This window comes from Roseateles cavernae (assembly GCF_040187885.1).
Taxonomy (GTDB): domain Bacteria; phylum Pseudomonadota; class Gammaproteobacteria; order Burkholderiales; family Burkholderiaceae_C; genus Roseateles_E; species Roseateles_E cavernae.
This window is the reverse complement of sequence record NZ_JBDPLH010000018.1, coordinates 26097-42299: the sequence shown is the minus strand read 5'-3', so window position 1 is coordinate 42299 and position 16203 is coordinate 26097. Positions and strand designations below refer to the sequence as shown.

Annotated in this window: 20 protein-coding genes, 1 tRNA gene and 1 pseudogene; 10 read left to right on the top strand and 12 right to left on the bottom strand. The window is 66.8% G+C overall.

The features are described from left to right. The first annotated feature begins 22 nt into the window (after window positions 1-22). The 5 genes and pseudogenes from ABGI63_RS25935 to ABGI63_RS25015 all read left to right on the top strand — a co-directional run bounded on the left by ABGI63_RS25935 (window position 23) and on the right by ABGI63_RS25015 (window position 2487). Window positions 23-559 carry an ASCH domain-containing protein gene (locus ABGI63_RS25935; protein WP_490424231.1) on the top strand — a complete coding sequence of 179 codons (537 nt, stop codon included), beginning with the start codon at window positions 23-25 and terminating at the stop codon, window positions 557-559. Then, window positions 559-972, top strand: a complete 414-nt coding sequence (locus tag ABGI63_RS25025; protein WP_349745275.1) for a hypothetical protein — start codon at window positions 559-561, stop codon at window positions 970-972. Before ABGI63_RS25935 ends, ABGI63_RS25025 begins: the two co-directional genes overlap by 1 nt. After that, on the top strand, window positions 972-1322 hold the full coding sequence (locus ABGI63_RS25020) for a DUF4326 domain-containing protein (protein ID WP_349745274.1): 351 nt from the start codon (window positions 972-974) through the stop codon (window positions 1320-1322). The genes ABGI63_RS25025 and ABGI63_RS25020 overlap by 1 nt, the downstream gene beginning before the upstream one ends. An 8-nt stretch (window positions 1323-1330) precedes the next feature. Then, window positions 1331-1468 (top strand): annotated as a pseudogene (locus ABGI63_RS25925) (helix-turn-helix domain-containing protein); the annotation flags it as partial. 14 nt (window positions 1469-1482) lie between these two features. Continuing rightward, on the top strand, window positions 1483-2487 hold the full coding sequence (locus ABGI63_RS25015; RefSeq protein ID WP_349745273.1) for a tyrosine-type recombinase/integrase: 1005 nt from the start codon (window positions 1483-1485) through the stop codon (window positions 2485-2487). Window positions 2488-2547: 60 nt separating this feature from the next. On the opposite strand, the gene ABGI63_RS25010 is transcribed toward ABGI63_RS25015, so the two are convergent. The 4 genes from ABGI63_RS25010 to ABGI63_RS24995 form a co-directional block, all read right to left on the bottom strand. Further along, window positions 2548-2635, bottom strand: a tRNA-Ser gene (locus ABGI63_RS25010). 91 nt (window positions 2636-2726) lie between these two features. Next, window positions 2727-4022, bottom strand: a complete 1296-nt coding sequence (gene serS, locus ABGI63_RS25005; protein WP_349745272.1) for a serine--tRNA ligase — start codon at window positions 4020-4022, stop codon at window positions 2727-2729. A gap of 83 nt (window positions 4023-4105) precedes the next feature. Next, on the bottom strand, window positions 4106-5080 hold the full coding sequence (gene ispH / locus ABGI63_RS25000; RefSeq protein ID WP_349745271.1) for a 4-hydroxy-3-methylbut-2-enyl diphosphate reductase: 975 nt from the start codon (window positions 5078-5080) through the stop codon (window positions 4106-4108). Then, complete coding sequence (locus ABGI63_RS24995) at window positions 5080-5523, bottom strand: FKBP-type peptidyl-prolyl cis-trans isomerase (protein ID WP_349745270.1); 444 nt, start codon at window positions 5521-5523, stop codon at window positions 5080-5082. The genes ispH and ABGI63_RS24995 overlap by 1 nt, the downstream gene beginning before the upstream one ends. Window positions 5524-5582: 59 nt before the next feature. On the opposite strand from ABGI63_RS24995, the gene radC reads away from it, so the two are divergent. Beyond that, on the top strand, window positions 5583-6257 hold the full coding sequence (radC, locus tag ABGI63_RS24990) for a RadC family protein (protein WP_349745269.1): 675 nt from the start codon (window positions 5583-5585) through the stop codon (window positions 6255-6257). Further along, a complete protein-coding gene (locus tag ABGI63_RS24985; protein WP_349745268.1) occupies window positions 6257-6907 on the top strand; it encodes a Smr/MutS family protein in 651 nt (216 codons plus the stop codon). The genes radC and ABGI63_RS24985 overlap by 1 nt, the downstream gene beginning before the upstream one ends. Here ABGI63_RS24985 and ABGI63_RS24980 read toward each other — a convergent pair whose 3' ends face one another. The 3 genes from ABGI63_RS24980 to ABGI63_RS24970 are packed head-to-tail and all read right to left on the bottom strand — an operon-like array spanning window position 6908 to window position 8833. After that, window positions 6908-7300, bottom strand: coding sequence for a group II truncated hemoglobin (locus ABGI63_RS24980; protein WP_349745267.1), 393 nt, complete (start codon window positions 7298-7300; stop codon window positions 6908-6910). 7 nt (window positions 7301-7307) lie between these two features. Further along, window positions 7308-8111, bottom strand: a complete 804-nt coding sequence (locus ABGI63_RS24975) for a MinD/ParA family protein (RefSeq protein WP_349745266.1) — start codon at window positions 8109-8111, stop codon at window positions 7308-7310. Beyond that, on the bottom strand, window positions 8108-8833 hold the full coding sequence (locus ABGI63_RS24970) for a GGDEF domain-containing protein (RefSeq protein WP_349745265.1): 726 nt from the start codon (window positions 8831-8833) through the stop codon (window positions 8108-8110). The genes ABGI63_RS24975 and ABGI63_RS24970 overlap by 4 nt, the downstream gene beginning before the upstream one ends. A gap of 175 nt (window positions 8834-9008) precedes the next feature. On the opposite strand from ABGI63_RS24970, the gene ABGI63_RS24965 reads away from it, so the two are divergent. From ABGI63_RS24965 to ABGI63_RS24955, 3 genes are read left to right on the top strand one after another with little or no spacing between them, the layout of a single operon-like run. After that, window positions 9009-9863, top strand: coding sequence for a CheR family methyltransferase (locus ABGI63_RS24965; RefSeq protein ID WP_349745264.1), 855 nt, complete (start codon window positions 9009-9011; stop codon window positions 9861-9863). Between the two features lie 44 nt (window positions 9864-9907). Then, window positions 9908-10576, top strand: coding sequence for a chemoreceptor glutamine deamidase CheD (cheD, locus tag ABGI63_RS24960; RefSeq protein WP_349745276.1), 669 nt, complete (start codon window positions 9908-9910; stop codon window positions 10574-10576). A gap of 24 nt (window positions 10577-10600) precedes the next feature. Beyond that, window positions 10601-11695, top strand: a complete 1095-nt coding sequence (locus ABGI63_RS24955) for a protein-glutamate methylesterase/protein-glutamine glutaminase (RefSeq protein WP_266007523.1) — start codon at window positions 10601-10603, stop codon at window positions 11693-11695. 12 nt (window positions 11696-11707) lie between these two features. Here the strand turns inward: ABGI63_RS24955 and hemW are convergent, their stop codons facing one another. From hemW to ABGI63_RS24930, 5 genes are read right to left on the bottom strand one after another with little or no spacing between them, the layout of a single operon-like run. Then, a complete protein-coding gene (gene hemW, locus ABGI63_RS24950) occupies window positions 11708-12910 on the bottom strand; it encodes a radical SAM family heme chaperone HemW (RefSeq protein ID WP_349745263.1) in 1203 nt (400 codons plus the stop codon). A gap of 4 nt (window positions 12911-12914) precedes the next feature. Next, window positions 12915-13523: an RdgB/HAM1 family non-canonical purine NTP pyrophosphatase gene (gene rdgB, locus ABGI63_RS24945; protein ID WP_349745262.1), complete on the bottom strand. Its 609-nt coding sequence runs from the start codon at window positions 13521-13523 to the stop codon at window positions 12915-12917. Further along, the gene (gene rph, locus ABGI63_RS24940; RefSeq protein WP_349745261.1) at window positions 13520-14257 is read right to left on the bottom strand and encodes a ribonuclease PH; all 738 of its coding nucleotides are present in this window, start codon (window positions 14255-14257) and stop codon (window positions 13520-13522) included. The genes rdgB and rph overlap by 4 nt, the downstream gene beginning before the upstream one ends. A 17-nt stretch (window positions 14258-14274) precedes the next feature. Further along, complete coding sequence (locus ABGI63_RS24935) at window positions 14275-15207, bottom strand: PP2C family protein-serine/threonine phosphatase (protein ID WP_349745260.1); 933 nt, start codon at window positions 15205-15207, stop codon at window positions 14275-14277. After that, on the bottom strand, window positions 15204-16172 hold the full coding sequence (locus ABGI63_RS24930; protein WP_137942250.1) for a serine/threonine protein kinase: 969 nt from the start codon (window positions 16170-16172) through the stop codon (window positions 15204-15206). The genes ABGI63_RS24935 and ABGI63_RS24930 overlap by 4 nt, the downstream gene beginning before the upstream one ends. Between the last annotated feature and the right edge of the window lie 31 nt (window positions 16173-16203).

The following is a 16203-nucleotide window of genomic DNA, read 5'->3' as shown; positions in this document are numbered from 1 at the left end:
CCAGCCCTGGGCCTGGCTCATCGTGCACGGCTTCAAGCCCGTCGAAAACCGCACCTGGCCCACCAAGGTGCGCGGCCCCGTCGCCATCCACGCCGGCCAGCAGTTCGACCAGGCCGGCCTGGAGGCCCTGCTCGACTACATGCCCGCGCTGCGCGAGCACCTGCCGCAGCAGTACGAGCTCGGCGGCATCGTTGGCGTGGCCGAGCTGACCGACTGCGTCACCCAGCACCCCAGCCCCTTCTTCACTGGCCCTTACGGCCATGTGATGGAGANGGAGGCCCTGCTCGACTACATGCCCGCGCTGCGCGAGCACCTGCCGCAGCAGTACGAGCTCGGCGGCATCGTTGGCGTGGCCGAGCTGACCGACTGCGTCACCCAGCACCCCAGCCCCTTCTTCACTGGCCCTTACGGCCATGTGATGGAGAAGGCCCGCCCCGTGCCCTTCATCCGCTATCGCGGCGTGCTGGGCTACTTTGACATCCCCGACGAGCTGCTCGCCGGCACGCTGCAAGCCAGCGCGGCCGAGGCTGAAGAGGTCGGGCAGGAAAGGTTGTTCTGATGGATCAATTCGGAATCGGCGCAGCGATGCGTGGTGTTGCAAGCGTCTACTTTCGGAGCGCCCGGCAAACAGGCCGAACCATGGCGATGGTCGAATCCCTCAAGGATGGCGACCGTGTCTGCTTCACCAGCTCGAAGGAAGCCGAACATGTGCGGCGTCTCTGCCTAGAGCGCGGCGTCACGGTGGAGTGCATCGTGCTCGATCCCCGCACGCCTGAGAGGATCTTCGAGCGCGGCACTTCTGAGGGCCGGACAGTGCTTGATCACTCGTGGGTTGAGCAGTACTTCCTGCAGGCCATCGAACGGGCGAACGAGGACATTGCCCGCTTCGAGAGGGAGGCGTCTGGCTTTGGCGCGGCACACCGCGAGACTCGCCGCAAGGCACTGGAGATGGCGAAGTGGGAGCAGTTCTGATGAGCGCGCCAACCCGCATCCAGCTGCGCGGCACCAAAGGCTGGCGCAGGCCCTCCAACACCGTCAAGGTCTGCCGTGGCACACCCTGGGGCAATCCGTTCAACGCCACCCAGAGCATGATCGCCATGCTGCACGGCACTGCCGGCCCAGGTGTCCCGCTGGTGGCCCTGCATGAGCCCCCATCGCTCGGCCGCTGCCTCGATCTGTATGCCGCCTGGCTGCGCGGCCAGCTCGATCGCGATCACCTGTTCCTCGCGCCGCTGCGGGGCAAGCACCTTGCCTGCTGGTGCAAGCCGGGTGAGCTGTGTCATGCCGATGTGCTGCTGCGGCTGGCAAATCATCCCGCCTGAGCCCAGCCATGACCATGCTCACCGCCGCCCAGGTCGCCCAGCAGCTCGGCATCAGCCAGCGGCTGGTTTACGACCTGGCCAAGCGCCGGGAGCTGCCCTCACACAAGTTTGGCGGGGCTGTACGATTCGACCCAGCCGACCTGGAGGGCTATAAAAAATCATGTCGATCCGATGGGACACCCGCAACAAGCGCTGGCGCTACGAGTTCGACCGTGTCATTGAGGGTCGCCGGCACCGAGCTAGCCGATTGCTTCCGAAGGGCTGGAGTCAAGCCCAGGCCGATGCCTTCGACCGCAAAGAGTCGGGCCGCCTCTATGCCCTTGGCACTGGTGTCGAGCAGCAAGACGCCCTGATTGACACGGCCGTCGCCCACTACTTGCGCGACAAGACCGGCCTCAAGAGCTACAAGGGCGCCGCCGAGAATCTCGCTGCCATCGCCTGGGCCTACACCGGCAAGCCGCTCACCGAGCTGCCCGCCGTGGCCGCACTGATCACCAACACCCGCGAGGGCGTGCGCGAGGGCGTGGTGCTCTCGGCCGCCACCGTCCGCGTGCGCCTGGCCTTACTCAAGGCCGCCTGCCGCTGGGCGTGGCGCAAGCACGGCATCTGCGCCAGCGACCCCACCGTGCGCATGCAGCTGCCGCAGGTGCGCAACGAGCGCCACGTCTACGCAGACCGTCACCAGCTGGCCAAGCTGCTGCGCGGGGCTGACCGCCGCGATGTCCGCATGATGATCCTGGCCGCCTGGTACACCGGCATGCGCATGGGCGAGCTGCAGCGCGTCGAGGTGCAATCGGATTGCCTGGTGCTGGCCGACACCAAGAACGGCGAGCGCCGCGTGCTGCCCATCCATCCCAAGCTCAAGCGCCTGGGCGTGCTCGCGCAGCTCCCGCTGGCCAGCAATCGCAGCACGCTTCAGCGCGGCTTTCAGCGCGCCCGCAGTGCGGCCGGTCTGCAGCACATCCGCATCCACGATCTGCGCCACAGCGCAGCCAGCGAGATGATCAATGCCGAGGTCGACCTGTTCACCGTGGGGGCCGTGCTGGGCCACAAAGACCCCCGCAGCACCAAGCGATACGCCCACCTGACCCACGGCACGCTGGCCGCCGCCATGGGCAAGATTGGTCAAAAATCCCCGCACAAGCCTGCCACGAAGGCGGCCTAGAAACGACAAACCCCGCACTAGGCGGGGTCTGTAAGTGCTTGATTTACAAGCGCTTTCTTCTGGAGGAGAGGGGGGGATTCGAACCCCCGAGACGTTTCCGTCCGCCTGATTTCGAGTCAGGTACATTCAACCACTCTGCCACCTCTCCGAATTCTGGTGTCCCAGCAAGTTTTGCTTGCTGCGAGTTGAGCCCGCTAGTATAGCGGACTTTTTTCGGTTTCCAAGACTTTGCTGGCTTTTTAGCCGCGCAAGACCTCGGCACCACCCAGATAGGGGCGCAGCACCTCGGGCACCGTGATGCTGCCGTCGGCGTTCTGATAGTTCTCCAGCACGGCCACCAGGGTGCGGCCGACCGCCAGACCGGAGCCATTGAGTGTGTGCACCAGCTCGTTCTTGCCCTGGGCGTTCTTGAAGCGGGCCTGCATGCGGCGCGCCTGGAAGCCTTCGCAGTTCGAGCAGGAGCTGATCTCGCGGTAGGTGTTCTGCGCCGGCACCCAGACCTCGAGGTCATAGGTCTTGGTCGAACCGAAGCCCATATCGCCGGTGCACAGCGTCAGCACGCGATAGGGCAGGCCCAGCTTCTGCAGGATGGCCTCGGCGTGGCCGACCATCTCCTCCAGCGCCTCGTAGCTCTTGTCCGGATGGGTGATCTGCACCATCTCGACCTTGTCGAACTGATGCTGGCGGATCAGGCCGCGAGTGTCGCGGCCGGCACTGCCCGCCTCCGAGCGGAAGCAGGGGCTGTGGGCGGTCAGCTTGATCGGCAGCGCGGCCTCGTCCAGCACCTGCTCGCGCACGGTATTGGTCAGCGAGATTTCCGAGGTCGAGATCAGGTACTGCTCGGCCGCCTCTTCATCACCGCCACGCAGCACCCAGAACATGTCTTCCTTGAACTTGGGCAGCTGGCCCGTGCCTTCCAGCACTTCACGGTTGACGATATAGGGCGTGTAGCACTCGGTGTAGCCGTGCGCCTCGGTCTGCGTGTCTAGCATGAACTGCGCCAGCGCCCGGTGCAGCTTGGCGACCTTGCCGCGCATGAAGGTGAAGCGCGAGCCGCTGAGCTTGGCCCCTAGCTCGAAGTCCAGGCCCAGGGCCGCGCCCAGGTCCACATGGTCCTTGAGCTCGAAGTCGAAGGCCCGAGGGCTGCCCCAGCGGCGCACTTCCACATTGCCGCTCTCGTCAGCCCCGACCGGCACGCTCTCATGCGGCAGATTGGGCACGCTCATCAGCATGGTGTTGAGTTCCTGCTGGATCGCGTCCAGGCGCTCGGCGCCGGCCTTGAGCTCATCGCCGATACCGCCGACCTCGGCCATCACGGCCGAGGCATCTTCACCCTTGCCCTTGAGCATGCCGATCTGCTTGGACAGGCTGTTGCGACGCGCCTGCAGTTCCTCGGTGCGCATCTGCACGCTGCGGCGCGAGGTCTCCAGCGCCTGATAGCGCTCGACATCGAGAAAGGCTTGCGGGCTCTTGCGGGTGTTCAGGCGCGCGACCACGGCGTCGAGGTCTTTGCGCAGCAGGGTGATGTCCAGCATGGGGTGTCCTTGGTGTTCGTTCGATTCTATGAAAGCAAAACGGCGCCTCGTGCAGGCGCCGCGTCATGCGATAGGCGCCCGCTTCAAGATCGGGAGGAGCTGTGCTCGGCCATCGACTTGTCGCCCAGGCCCAGCGGCAGCGGGAAACGCACATGCTCCTCGACGCCGGGCAGGCTGCGCACCGCGGTGGCGCCGAGCGCACGCAGGCGCGTGATCACCGCCTGCACCAGCACATCGGGGGCCGAGGCGCCGGCCGTCAGGCCCACGCGCGAGCGGCCTTCCAGCCACTCGAGCCGCAGATCCTCGGCCGCATCGACCATATAGCCGGGCGTGCCCAGGCGCTCGGCCAGCTCGCGCAAGCGGTTGCTGTTGGAGCTGGTCGGGCTGCCGACCACGATCACCACATCGACCTGGGGCGCCAGCACCTTGACGGCATCCTGGCGGTTCTGGGTCGCGTAGCAGATGTCCTGCTGCTTGGGCTCGCGCACCTGCGGAAAGTGCCGCTTGACCGCCGCCAGAATCTCGGCGGCGTCATCGACGCTCAAGGTGGTCTGGGTCACGACCGCCAGCTTGGCTGGGTCCTTGACACGCACATGGGCCACGTCGCCGACTTCCTCGACCAGATAGATGCCATCGCTGAGTTGGCCCATCGTGCCCTCGACTTCGGGGTGTCCCTTGTGGCCGATCATGATGAACTCATAGCCCTCGCGATGCAGCTTGGCCACCTCGACATGGACCTTGGTCACCAGCGGACAGGTCGCGTCGAAGACCTGGAAGCCGCGCTGGGCCGCCTCCTGGCGCACCGCCTGGCTCACGCCATGGGCGCTGAACACCAGGGTGGCGCCGGGCGGCACCTCGGCCAGGTCCTCGATGAAGATCGCGCCGCGCGCCTTCAGGTCGTTGACCACATAGGTGTTGTGCACGATCTCATGGCGCACATAGATCGGCGAGCCGAACTTGACGAGCGCGCGCTCGACGATTTCGATGGCCCGGTCGACACCGGCACAGAAGCCGCGCGGTTCGGCCAGGAGCACTTCTTGGGGTTCGATCGAGCTCATCACAGCACTCCGATCACATGGACTTCAAAACTCACCGGCTGGCCGGCCAGCGGGTGGTTGAAATCAAACAGCAGCCAGTCCTCGCCCAGCTCGCGCACCACGCCGCCATAGCCCCCCCGGCCGTCGGGCGTCGGGAACTGCACCACGTCGCCGACGCTGTACTCCTCGTCCGGATCGCCGAGCTCGCGCATCAGGCTGCGCTTGATGCGCTGCAGCAGCTCCGGATTGCGCTCGCCAAAGGCCTCGCCCGGCGCCAGTTCGAACTGAGTGCGCGTGCCCTCGGGCAGGCCGATCAGGCGCGCCTCGATGGCGGGCGCCAGCTCGCCGGTCCCCAGCGACAAGGTGGCGGGCTTGTCGTCAAAGGTATTGATCAGGTCGCCGCCATCGGGCCCCGCCAAACGGTAATGCAGGGTCAGAAAGGATCCGGCTTGGATAAGGTTCATGGCACTTTGTTCGATAGACTCGCCGGATTTTAAGGCCCCGCGCCCCTGCCCTGCCCGCCATGCCGCTCAACCACCTGCCGCCCGACGCGCGCCCGCGCGAAAAGTTGCTCGCTCGCGGCCCCCAGGCGCTGGCCGATGCCGAGCTGCTGGCCCTGCTCTTGCGCACCGGCATCCAGGGCCTGCCGGTGCTGCAGCTGGCGCAGCAGCTGCTCGACGATTTCGGTGGCTTCAGCGGCCTCTTGCATGCCGGCGTGGCCGATCTGGCGCGCGTCAAGGGCCTGGGCCCGGCCAAGCGCGCCGAGATTGCTGCGGTGCTGGAGATCGCACGCCGTTCGCTGCTGCAGGAGCTGGCGCAGCGGCCGGTGTTCGACGCCCCCGAGGCCGTCAAGCAATACCTGAGGCTCAAGCTCGCAGCCCTGGGCCACGAGGTCTTCGCGGTGCTGTTTCTCGATGCCCAGCACCGCCTGATCGCGATGGAGGAAATGTTCCGGGGCAGCCTGACCCAGACCAGCGTCTACCCGCGCGAGGTCGTCAAGCGCGGCCTGGACCTGGGCGCGGCTGCCGTGATCCTGGCCCACAACCACCCCTCCGGCATGGCCGAGCCCTCGCGGGCCGACGAGCTGATGACCCAGGGACTGAAGTCGGCGCTGGCCCTGGTGGACATGCGGGTGCTGGACCATTTCGTGGTGGGCAGCGCCGAGGTGATCTCGATGGCCGAGCGGGGCCTGCTGTGATGAACGGCAAGTCGCTGCGCAGCCTGCAGGATCTCAAAACCCTGCAGCAAGAGCTGGCGCGGGCGCGCCGACTGGCCGAGGAGCGCGCCGAGCGGGCAGCGGCGCAGGCACGGCTGCTGGAGCAGGAACGGCGCATCTTCGAGCTGACGGTCGGCGATGTCATCGCGCTCAAGCCGACACAGCAGCGGGTGCTGCACGAGCGCCAGCCCCCTGCCCCGGAACCGCTGCAGCGCGAGGCCGACGAGCGGCTGGCGCTGCAGCAGGCGCTGTCGGACGATTTCGATGTCGACACCTTGCTGGAGACCGACGAGACCCTGTCCTTTCGCCGCCCCGAGATCAGTGCCGAGGTGGTGCGCAAGCTGCGCCGCGGCCATTGGGCGCTACAGGCGCAGATCGATCTGCATGGCCTGCGCCGCGATCAGGCACGCGAGGCCCTGGGTGGCTTTGTGCACGACAGCGCGCGGCGCGGCCTGCGCTGCGTACGCGTCGTCCACGGCAAGGGCAATGGCTCGCCAGGGCGCGAGCCGGTGCTGAAGGCCAAGGTCAGGCGCTGGCTGGTGCAGAAGCAGGAGGTGCTGGCCTTTGTGCAGGCCCGGGCCAGCGATGGCGGCAGCGGAGCACTGATGGTGCTGCTGCAGCAGGCCGGCTGATCAGATATTACGCATCCAGTCGGCCGTGCCCATGAAGGACTCGGTCAGGCGCTGCTGCAAGCCGGGATCGAGCTCGCACTCGGCCATCGCCTGCGCCATGCAGGCCACCCACTGGTCGCGCTCGGCGATGCCGATCTTGAAAGGCATGTGGCGGGCGCGCAGGCGCGGGTGACCGAAGCGCTCGATGTAGTGGTCGGGGCCACCCAGCCAGCCGCACAGAAACCAGAACAACTTGTCGCGTGCGTTGTCCAGGCCGCCCGGATGCGCGGCGCGCAGCTGCGTATAGCCGGGCTCCAGATCCATCAGGTCGTAGAAGCGGTCGACCAGGCGGCGCACCGCCGCCTCGCCGCCGACCCACGCGAAGGCCGTGGCCGGGGTGTTGTCGGAGTCCATCGCGCCCTCAGCCGAGCAATTTCAGCGCCAGCGCCTTGATGCCCTGGGCCGCCTCGCTGCCCGGGAAATGCTCGAGCAGCAGCTGGCGCTTGAGCACCGCCTGGCGCACCGAGACATCGTTCCTGACCTCGCCCTGCAGCTCGAGCCTGAAGCTCTGGCCGGGGATGGCGGCGACAAAGCGCTGCAGCACCTGCTGCAGCTGGCCGCAAATCATCTTGCCCTCGCCGGCGCGCGAGGCCTGGTTGACGACCAGGCCCACATGGCGGCGGTCCTGCTGGGTGGCCAGCACCTTGATGGTCGCGTAGGCGTCGGTCAGCGAGGTTGGTTCGGGCGTCGCCACCACCAGCACATCGCTGGCCAGCGAAACGGCGAACAGCACCACGTCCGAGATGCCGGCGCCGGTATCCAGAAGCACCCAGTCGAAGCGCGGCTTGACCAGCTCGACGATGTGCAAGAGCTTGTCGCGCACCTCGGGCGTCAGCCGCGAATACTCGACCATGCCCGAGCCGGCCAGCAGCACCGAGAAGCCGCCGGGCGCCGGCAGGATGGCCTGATCCAGCGTGGCCTTGTCGGTGAAGACATCGTGCAGGGTCAGCTTGGGATGCAGGTTCAGCACCACATCCAGATTGGCCAGACCCAGGTCGGCGTCCAGCACCAGCACCTTCTGGCCGCGGGCGGCCAGCGCGGCGGCCAGATTGGCCGTGACGAATGTCTTGCCCACGCCTCCCTTGCCGCTTGTGACGGCCAGCGTGCGGGCACCCGGGCGCAGCCTGGCGCCGGACGGGTTTGCAGCAGGTGTTGTTGTATTCATTCACTATCCTGTTGCGTTACAGCGAACAACATGCCTTTTTCCTCGGCACTGACCAGGGAGTCGGTTTGCGGCTCCAGGCAGGCACGGTTGCGGCCTTCGGCCTTGGCGCGGTAGAGCTGGCGATCGGCCCGCTCTATCCACAGCAGGGACGAGGAGCGCACCCATTGCGGTGCAAAAGCACCGCCCAGGCTGACCGTGACCTGCAGCATCTGGCCCGTTGCCACCTCGACTTTCTGCTCGGCCACGCGTTCGCGCAGCCGCTCGGCCACGGTTGCGCCATAGGTGCTGGGGCAGTTGGGCAGGATGATGGCGAATTCCTCGCCGCCGACCCGTGCCACCGTGTCCATCGGCCGCACCGTCTGCGCGATGCTGCGCGCCACCGCCTGTATCACCATGTCGCCGGCGACATGGCCGTAGCTGTCGTTGACGGCCTTGAAATGATCGATATCCACCATCAGCAGCAACGCCGGCTCGCCCGAGCGCGCGACCCGATCGACCTCGCGCGACAGCGACATCTCGAAGCTGCGGCGATTGACCAGGCCGGTCAGCGCGTCCTTGCTGGAGAGATCGCACAGCGCGTCCAGCAGGCCCTGCAGCCATACGGCGCTGTAGGGCTCGGCCTCGGGCAGCAAGGCACCAGCCTGCTGCAGCAGCTGCAAGGCCAGGTCCAGCTGCAGATCGCGAGCATCGATCAGCGAAGGGGGGTGTAGGCTTGAGTCCAAGAGGCTCCCGAAGGTGTGGCGGCAGTCTAGCAGGCGGGTTATCCCGAAGAGGGGCGGAAATAGTGAGGGGTTCACCCGGCTGTTCACACTATCTTGGGAGCAGGCCACCACAGACACTGGTGGCGGATGCAAAATCAATCCAGCGCGCGCGGTGCGCACAAATCCAATCACAACCATGGCCGCTTCACCCAATAACGCCTCAACCACCGAAGCCATCGACCATGAGTTCAATTTCAGCCGCGCTGACTTTGACCGGGTGCGCCAGCTGATCTACAAACACGCCGGCATCAGCCTGCACGACGGCAAGCATGCGATGGTCTACAGCCGGCTCTCGCGCCGGCTGCGCGATACCGGTCACCGCAGCTTCGCCAGCTATCTGCAATGGCTGGAGGCGGCCACCGGCCCGCAGGCGGATCAGGAATGGCAGGAGTTCGTCAACTGCCTGACCACCAACCTGACCTCCTTCTTCCGCGAGGACCACCACTTCCATGCGCTGGCCGAGGACCTGAAGCCGTTGGCCGGCAAGCCGCTGCGCATCTGGTGCTGCGCCGCCTCGACCGGCGAGGAGCCCTACTCGATCGCGATCAGCTGCAGCGAAGCGCTGGGCAGCAGTGCCTCGGTGCAGATCGTCGCCAGCGATATCGACACCAATGTGCTGAACACCGCGCGGCGCGGTGTCTACAACGCCGACGCGCGCGGCCTGTCGCCGCAGCGCCTGAAGAACTTCTTCATGCGCGGCACCGGCGCCAACGAGGGCCGCATCCGCGTCAAGCCCGAGCTGCAGAAATGGATCGAGTTCCGCAGCCTGAATCTGATGGACCAGCAATGGTCGCTGGGCGACCCTTTCCAGATCGTGTTCTGCCGCAATGTGATGATTTATTTCGACGCGCCCACCCAGCGCAAGGTGCTGGAGCGCATCCACCGGGTCATGAAACCCCATGGCCTGCTGTTCGTCGGCCATTCGGAGAATTTCACCGAATCGCGCGACCTGTTCCGGCTGCGCGGCAAGACGATCTACGAAAAGGTCTGAGCGCGCGCCGCTCAAGAACTCCCCACCCTGGCCGATAAAGAATGATGAGCACGCCCCAGACCCAAGCCGGCAACGCCGGTGTGATCTCCAGCGGTGCAGGCGCGGCGCGCGTGGCGCAACTGAAGGCGCAGACGCGCAAGCAGGGCGAAGCCTCGTTCTTCTTTTACGACGCCCACTTCAAGAACGCGGCCGTCAAGATCTTGCCCGGCGAGTATTTCGTCGACAACGAAGACATCCTGGTGATGACGACGCTGGGCTCCTGTATCGCCGCCTGTCTGTGGGACCGGCATGCGATGGTCGGCGGCATGAATCACTTCATGCTGCCCGAGGGTGCCGGCGACTCGGGCCGCTACGGATCGTTCGCGATGGAACTGCTGATCAACGAGATGATGAAGCGCGGCGCGGCCAAGAGCCGGATGGAAGCCAAGATCTTTGGCGGCGGCGCGGTGATTGCCGGCATGAACACCATCAATGTCGGCGAGCGCAACACCAATTTCGTGATCGACTATCTGAAGACCGAGCGCATCCCCATCGTCTCCAAGGACGTGATGGACGTCTACCCGCGCAAGGTCTGCTTCCTGCCGCACAGCGGCAAGGCCATGGTCAAGCGCCTGGCCCCCACCAATACCGATGCGCTGGTCCAGCAGGACCGCGCCGCCGCCCAGAAGGCTCAGCCGGTGGTCGCCACGGGCGGCTCCGTCGATCTGTTCTGAGCCCGCGACCCCGAGGAGAAGTAAATGGCCAAGACCAAAGTGGTGGTGGTGGATGATTCGGCGCTGGTGCGCTCCATCCTCACCGAAATCATCAATCGCCAGCCCGATATGGAGTGCATCGGCGCCGCCGCCGACCCGCTGGTGGCGCGCGAGATGATCCGCAACCTGAACCCGGACGTCATCACGCTCGATGTCGAGATGCCCAAGATGGACGGGCTCGACTTCCTGCAGCGGCTGATGCGTTTGCGGCCGATGCCGGTCGTGATGGTGTCGACGCTGACCGAGCGCGGCGCGGAGGTCACGATGAAGGCGCTGGAACTGGGGGCGGTGGACTTTGTCGCCAAGCCCAAGATCGGCGTGGCCGACGGCATCCGCCAGCTGGCCGACGACATCACCGACAAGATACGCATCGCGTCCAAGGCCCATATCCGCCGGGCACCGGCCGCAGCCGCGCCCACAGCCGGCGGCGCGCCAGCGGCGCCGGCCAAGCCGGTGACGATGGCCAGCCTGGGCCGCATGTCGACCGAGAAGATCATCTTCATCGGCGCCTCCACCGGTGGCACGGAGGCGACCAAGGACGTGCTGATCAATCTGCCGGCCGACTGCCCGGCCGTCGTGATCACCCAGCACATGCCGCCGGGCTTCACCAAGAGCTATGCGGCGCGGCTGGACGGCTTGTGCCGTATCCGCGTCAAGGAAGCGCAGGACGGCGAGCGCATCCTGCCCGGCCATGGCTATATCGCGCCGGGCGGCTTCCATCTGAGCGTCGAGCGCTCGGGCGCCAACTACATCGCCCGCGTTCAGGACGGCGAGCCGGTGAACCGCCACAAGCCCTCGGTCGAGGTGCTGTTCCACTCGGCGGCGCGTGTGGTCGGGCCGAATGCGCTGGGCGTGATGCTGACCGGCATGGGCGCCGACGGCGCCAAGGCCATGAAGGTCATGAAGGACGCCGGCTCCTACAACTTCGTGCAGGACGAGGCCACCTGCGTGGTCTTCGGCATGCCGCGCGAGGCCATCGCCGCCGGCGCGGCCGACGAGGTGCTGCCGCTGCAGCAGATCGCACCGCGCCTGATCGAGCGCCTGCGCAGCACCTCGGGCATGTCGCTGAACCGGGTTTGACCGGCGCGGCGCTCAGGCGTCGAGAAACAGCGACTGCAGGTCGCTCAAGAAGTCGAAGCCGCGTGCGGTCGGCGTCAGCCGTGCCGGATCGGCCTCGAGCAGGCCCTTGGCACGCGCCTGCTCCAGCGCCTTGGCGATGCTGGACGGCGGCAGGCCGGTGCGCTCCAGGTACTGCGTCAGCGGAACACCCTCGCGCAGGCGCAGCGCATTGAGCATGAACTCGAAGGGTAGCTCGCGGCGGCCGACCTCGTTTTCATTCGACACCGCCTGGCCCTCGGCGGCCTTGGCCATATAGCCGGCCGGCTCGCGCCAGCGCACCTGGCGCAACACCCGGTGCGGGAAGCTCAGCTTGCTGTGCGCGCCGGCGCCTATGCCCAGATAGTCGCCGAACTGCCAGTAGTTCAGGTTGTGGGCGCAGCGGTGCGTCGGCTTGGCATAGGCCGAGACCTCGTAGCGCTCCATGCCCAGCGCGCCGGTGCGCGCGGTGATCAGGTCCAGCATCTCGCTGGCCAGATCGGGGTCGGGCAGCTGCTCGGGCGGCCGCGTCGCGAACACCGTGTTCGGCTCTATCGTCAGGTGGTAGACCGACAGATGGGGCGGCGCATAGGCCAGCGCGGTATCGAGTTCGAGCGCCAGCTCATCCAGGCTCTGGCCCGGCAGCGCATACATCAGATCGATATTGAAGGTCTCGAAGCAGTCGGCCGCCTCGGCGATCGCGGCCTTGGCCTGGTCGGCGTTGTGCACCCGGCCCAAAGCCTTCAGCTTGGCATCGTCAAAGCTCTGCACGCCGATCGACAGCCGCGTCACGCCGGCCTCGCGAAAGCCCTTGAAGCGGTCACGCTCGAAGGTGCCCGGATTGGCCTCCAGCGTGATCTCGCAGCCGGGCTCCAGCGGCAGACGGGCGCGCAGGTCCGAGATCAACTCGGCGATCTGCTCGGGCGCGAACAGGCTGGGCGTGCCGCCGCCGATGAAGATGCTGACGACCGGGCGGCCCCAGATCAGCGGCAGCGCCACCTCGAGATCGGCGCGCAGGGCCGCCAGATACTCGCGTGCGGTCTCGGCCGGCAGCTCCCTGCCGCCCTGCCATTCATGCGAGTTGAAATCGCAGTAGGGGCATTTGCGCAGGCACCAGGGCAGGTGCACATAGAGCGACAGCGGCGGCAAGGCGGCAAGGCTCAGGGTGCCCGGGCGCATCAGCTTGATCACATCGGCCATCGCGTCAGCCCAGGTGCCAGGTCTCGCGCATCTGCGTCGCCAGATCGGCGGCGGCCAGGGCCCGGTGGCTCAGCGCATTCTTCTCCGCCGCGCTGAGCTGCGCGACGCTGCGGCCCAGCGAGGGGATGAAGAGCAGCGGGTCGTAGCCGAAACCGCCCTCGCCGCTCAGCGCCGGCAAGACCTGACCCTGCCAGCGCCCCATCGCGATCAGCGGCTCGGGGTCCTGCGCCGAGCGCACCGCCACCAGCGCGCAGACAAAGCGGGCCGCGCGCTGCTCGACGCCGGCCAGCTGCTCCAGCAGCACGGCGTTGTTCTCGGCATCGCTCTTGGGTCGTCCGAACAGCGTCGCATAGCGGGCCGACAGCACGCCCGGTGCGCCGCCCAGGGCCTCGACCGCCAGGCCCGAATCGTCGGCCAGCGCCGGCAGGCCGCTGAGCTGGGCCGCGTGGCGGGCCTTGGTCAGCGCATTTTCGACAAAGCTGTCGAAGGGCTCCTCGGCCTCGGGGATGCCGAGGCTGCCCTGCGTGACGAGTTCGACGCCCAGCGGGGAGAACAGCGCCTGCAGCTCGGCGAGCTTCTTGGCGTTATTGGACGCCAGCACGATCGTCTTCATGCCGACAGCGCCGCCTTCTGCGCGGCCAGCAGCTCGCGGATGCCCTTCTCGGCCAGGTCGAGCAAGGCATTCATCTCGGCGCGGGTGAAGGCCACGCCCTCGGCCGTGCCCTGCAGCTCGACAAAGCCGCCGGCTCCGGTCATCACGACATTCATATCGGTATCGCAGCTCGAATCCTCGGTGTACTCGAGGTCCAGCAGCGGCCGGCCCTCCAGCATGCCCACCGAGATCGCCGCCACCGCATCCTTGATCGGCGAGGCGCTGATCTTGCCCTGGGCGATCAGCCAGCTGACCGCGTCATGGGCGGCCACATAGGCGCCGGTGATCGCGGCCGTGCGGGTGCCGCCATCGGCCTGGATCACATCGCAGTCCAGCGAGATGGTGCGCTCGCCCAGCTGCTTCAGGTCGAACACGCAGCGCAGCGAGCGGCCGATCAGGCGCTGGATCTCCTGGGTGCGGCCGCTTTGCTTGCCGCGTGCGGCCTCGCGGTCGCCACGGGTATGGGTGGCGCGCGGCAGCATGCCGTACTCGGCCGTGACCCAGCCCTCGCCGGAGCCGCGCTTGTGCGGCGGCACTTTTTCCTCGACCGAGGCGGTGCACAGCACCTTGGTCTCGCCGAACTCGACCAGCACCGAGCCCTCGGCATAGCGGGTGTAGTGGCGCGTCAGGCGCACCGGGCGCAGCGCGTCGGCCGCGCGTCCGGCGGAACGCGGCGCGTCATTGATCTTGCTCATCGAAAATCCTTCAGGTTCTACTTTTGCTTGGAGGCGCTGCGCTGCCGGGCCTGGGCAATGGCCTCGTTGATCTCGCGCACCGATCGGTCGATCTCGGCCTCGTCCAGCTCGCCGTGCTTGCGCTCCTGCGCCTGGATGGCGGCGGCCGCGGCCTGTATCGTCGAGGCGAAGCCCTCGTCGCCGAGGTCCTGGGTGGAGATGGCGCCCTCGGGCTCATCCTCGCCCTCCCACTCGACGGCCAGCGCGGTGACATTGTCGCAGCGCGGCCCGCCATTGCGCAGCGCCTGCTCGACCAGCTCCGGCACCGCATCGGCAATCGGCAGTGCGGCCAGCTGCGTCACCAGCTCCGGGTCGCCCACCGTGCCCCACAGACCGTCGGAGCACAGCAGCAGCCTATCCCCCGGCTCCAGTGCCAGCGGCCCGCTGATGTCCACCATCGGCTTGCCCGGGCTGCCCAGGCAGGTAAACAGCACATTGCGATTGAAGCGCTCGGCCCCGCTCGCGCTGCGGCCCAGCGCCTCCTGCAGCTCGGAATAGGAGTGATCGCGGGTGCGGGCGATCAGATGACCGGCGCGCACCATATAGAGCCGCGAGTCGCCGCAATGCGCCCAGAACACATAGCCGCCCTGCAGCACGCAGGCGACCACGGTGGTGCGCGGCGTGTCGCCCAGATTCTTGTCGGCGCCATAGCGCAGCAGGGTCTGGTGCGCGATCAGCACCGCATCTTCCAGAAAGCGCGCCGGGTCGGCCAGGGTCGGTTTGGCATCGCGCTGGAACATCGCCGCCAGGGTCTGCAAGGTGATCTGCGCGGCCACCTCGCCCTCGGGGTGCCCCCCCATGCCGTCGGCCAGCGCGAACAGCCCGGCCTCCCGGGTGTAGCAGTAGCCCATGCGGTCTTCGTTCTTCTCCCGGCCACCGCGTCGGCTGACCTGGTAGATGCCGAATTTCACGCTTTTGCCCCGGTCTTGAGATTCTCGAGCTGCAGCTTCAGGCGCTCGCTGAAGCTCAGCTTGGTGTAGCGCCGCTCGGTCTCTCGGGCCAGTTCCTTTTGCAGCGCGAACACGCTTTGCGGCCGCGACAAGGGATCCAGCGACATGCACCACTCCGTCACCTCGATCAGGTTGTCGGAATAGACATTGCGCAGACGCGACAGGCTCAGCGCCAGCCGGTCCTTCTCCAGGCGCTGCGGCGCATCGTTGGGCGGATAGCCCTGCATGCCGGCGTAGATGCAGGCACCGATCGCGTAGATATCGGTCCACGGGCCCAAGGAGCCATCGCGGCGGTACATCTCGGGCGCGGCGAAGCCGGGCGTGTACATGGGCCGGATGAAATTGCCTTCCTTGCTCAGCACCTCGCGCGCAGCGCCGAAGTCCAAGAGCACGGCCTTGTTGTCGTTGGTGATGAAGATATTGGCCGGCTTGATGTCCAGGTGCAGCATCTTGTGCTGGTGGACGATGCGCAGGCCGCGCAGGATCTCGTCGTAGAGGCTGCGTATCGTCGACTCGCGAAACACCTTGTCGCGCTTGAGGTCGCGGGCGGTGACGATGAAGTCCTGCAAGGTGTCACCCTGCAGATAGTTCATCACCATGTAGACGGTTTCGTTCTCGCGCAGGAAGTTCAGCACCGAGACCACGCTGGGATGCGAGATCTGCGCCAGCGAACGGCCCTCCTCGAAGAAGCTGCGCAAGCCGAGCCGGTACAGCGGCTGCTTCTCGGGCTTGACGCGCGGCGTCAGCTCTCCGGGCGAGCGCTCGGCCAGGCTGGAAGGCAGGTATTCCTTCAGGGCAACGAGGTGGTGCTCGGGGTCTTCGGCCAGATAGACAACACCGAATCCGCCTGCTGCCAGCTTCTTGATGATCTGGTAGCCCCCTACCACCGTACCCGCAGGCAAGGGCGCCGGTTTCGGCTTTGACATAATCGCGTTTTGATTGCTACACCGATTGCGA

What these genes read in the sequence shown, in the direction of transcription:
- ABGI63_RS25025 (WP_349745275.1), top strand. Translation starts at nt 559, where the DNA reads ATGGATCAATTCGGAATCGGCGCAGCGATGCGTGGTGTTGCAAGCGTC.
- ABGI63_RS25020 (WP_349745274.1), top strand. Translation starts at nt 972, where the DNA reads ATGAGCGCGCCAACCCGCATCCAGCTGCGCGGCACCAAAGGCTGGCGC.
- ABGI63_RS25015 (WP_349745273.1), top strand. Translation starts at nt 1,483, where the DNA reads ATGTCGATCCGATGGGACACCCGCAACAAGCGCTGGCGCTACGAGTTC.
- serS (WP_349745272.1), bottom strand. Translation starts at nt 4,022, where the DNA reads ATGCTGGACATCACCCTGCTGCGCAAAGACCTCGACGCCGTGGTCGCG.
- ispH (WP_349745271.1), bottom strand. Translation starts at nt 5,080, where the DNA reads ATGAGCTCGATCGAACCCCAAGAAGTGCTCCTGGCCGAACCGCGCGGC.
- ABGI63_RS24995 (WP_349745270.1), bottom strand. Translation starts at nt 5,523, where the DNA reads ATGAACCTTATCCAAGCCGGATCCTTTCTGACCCTGCATTACCGTTTG.
- radC (WP_349745269.1), top strand. Translation starts at nt 5,583, where the DNA reads ATGCCGCTCAACCACCTGCCGCCCGACGCGCGCCCGCGCGAAAAGTTG.
- ABGI63_RS24985 (WP_349745268.1), top strand. Translation starts at nt 6,257, where the DNA reads ATGAACGGCAAGTCGCTGCGCAGCCTGCAGGATCTCAAAACCCTGCAG.
- ABGI63_RS24980 (WP_349745267.1), bottom strand. Translation starts at nt 7,300, where the DNA reads ATGGACTCCGACAACACCCCGGCCACGGCCTTCGCGTGGGTCGGCGGC.
- ABGI63_RS24975 (WP_349745266.1), bottom strand. Translation starts at nt 8,111, where the DNA reads ATGAATACAACAACACCTGCTGCAAACCCGTCCGGCGCCAGGCTGCGC.
- ABGI63_RS24965 (WP_349745264.1), top strand. Translation starts at nt 9,009, where the DNA reads ATGGCCGCTTCACCCAATAACGCCTCAACCACCGAAGCCATCGACCAT.
- cheD (WP_349745276.1), top strand. Translation starts at nt 9,908, where the DNA reads ATGAGCACGCCCCAGACCCAAGCCGGCAACGCCGGTGTGATCTCCAGC.
- ABGI63_RS24955 (WP_266007523.1), top strand. Translation starts at nt 10,601, where the DNA reads ATGGCCAAGACCAAAGTGGTGGTGGTGGATGATTCGGCGCTGGTGCGC.
- hemW (WP_349745263.1), bottom strand. Translation starts at nt 12,910, where the DNA reads ATGGCCGATGTGATCAAGCTGATGCGCCCGGGCACCCTGAGCCTTGCC.
- rdgB (WP_349745262.1), bottom strand. Translation starts at nt 13,523, where the DNA reads ATGAAGACGATCGTGCTGGCGTCCAATAACGCCAAGAAGCTCGCCGAG.
- rph (WP_349745261.1), bottom strand. Translation starts at nt 14,257, where the DNA reads ATGAGCAAGATCAATGACGCGCCGCGTTCCGCCGGACGCGCGGCCGAC.
- ABGI63_RS24930 (WP_137942250.1), bottom strand. Translation starts at nt 16,172, where the DNA reads ATGTCAAAGCCGAAACCGGCGCCCTTGCCTGCGGGTACGGTGGTAGGG.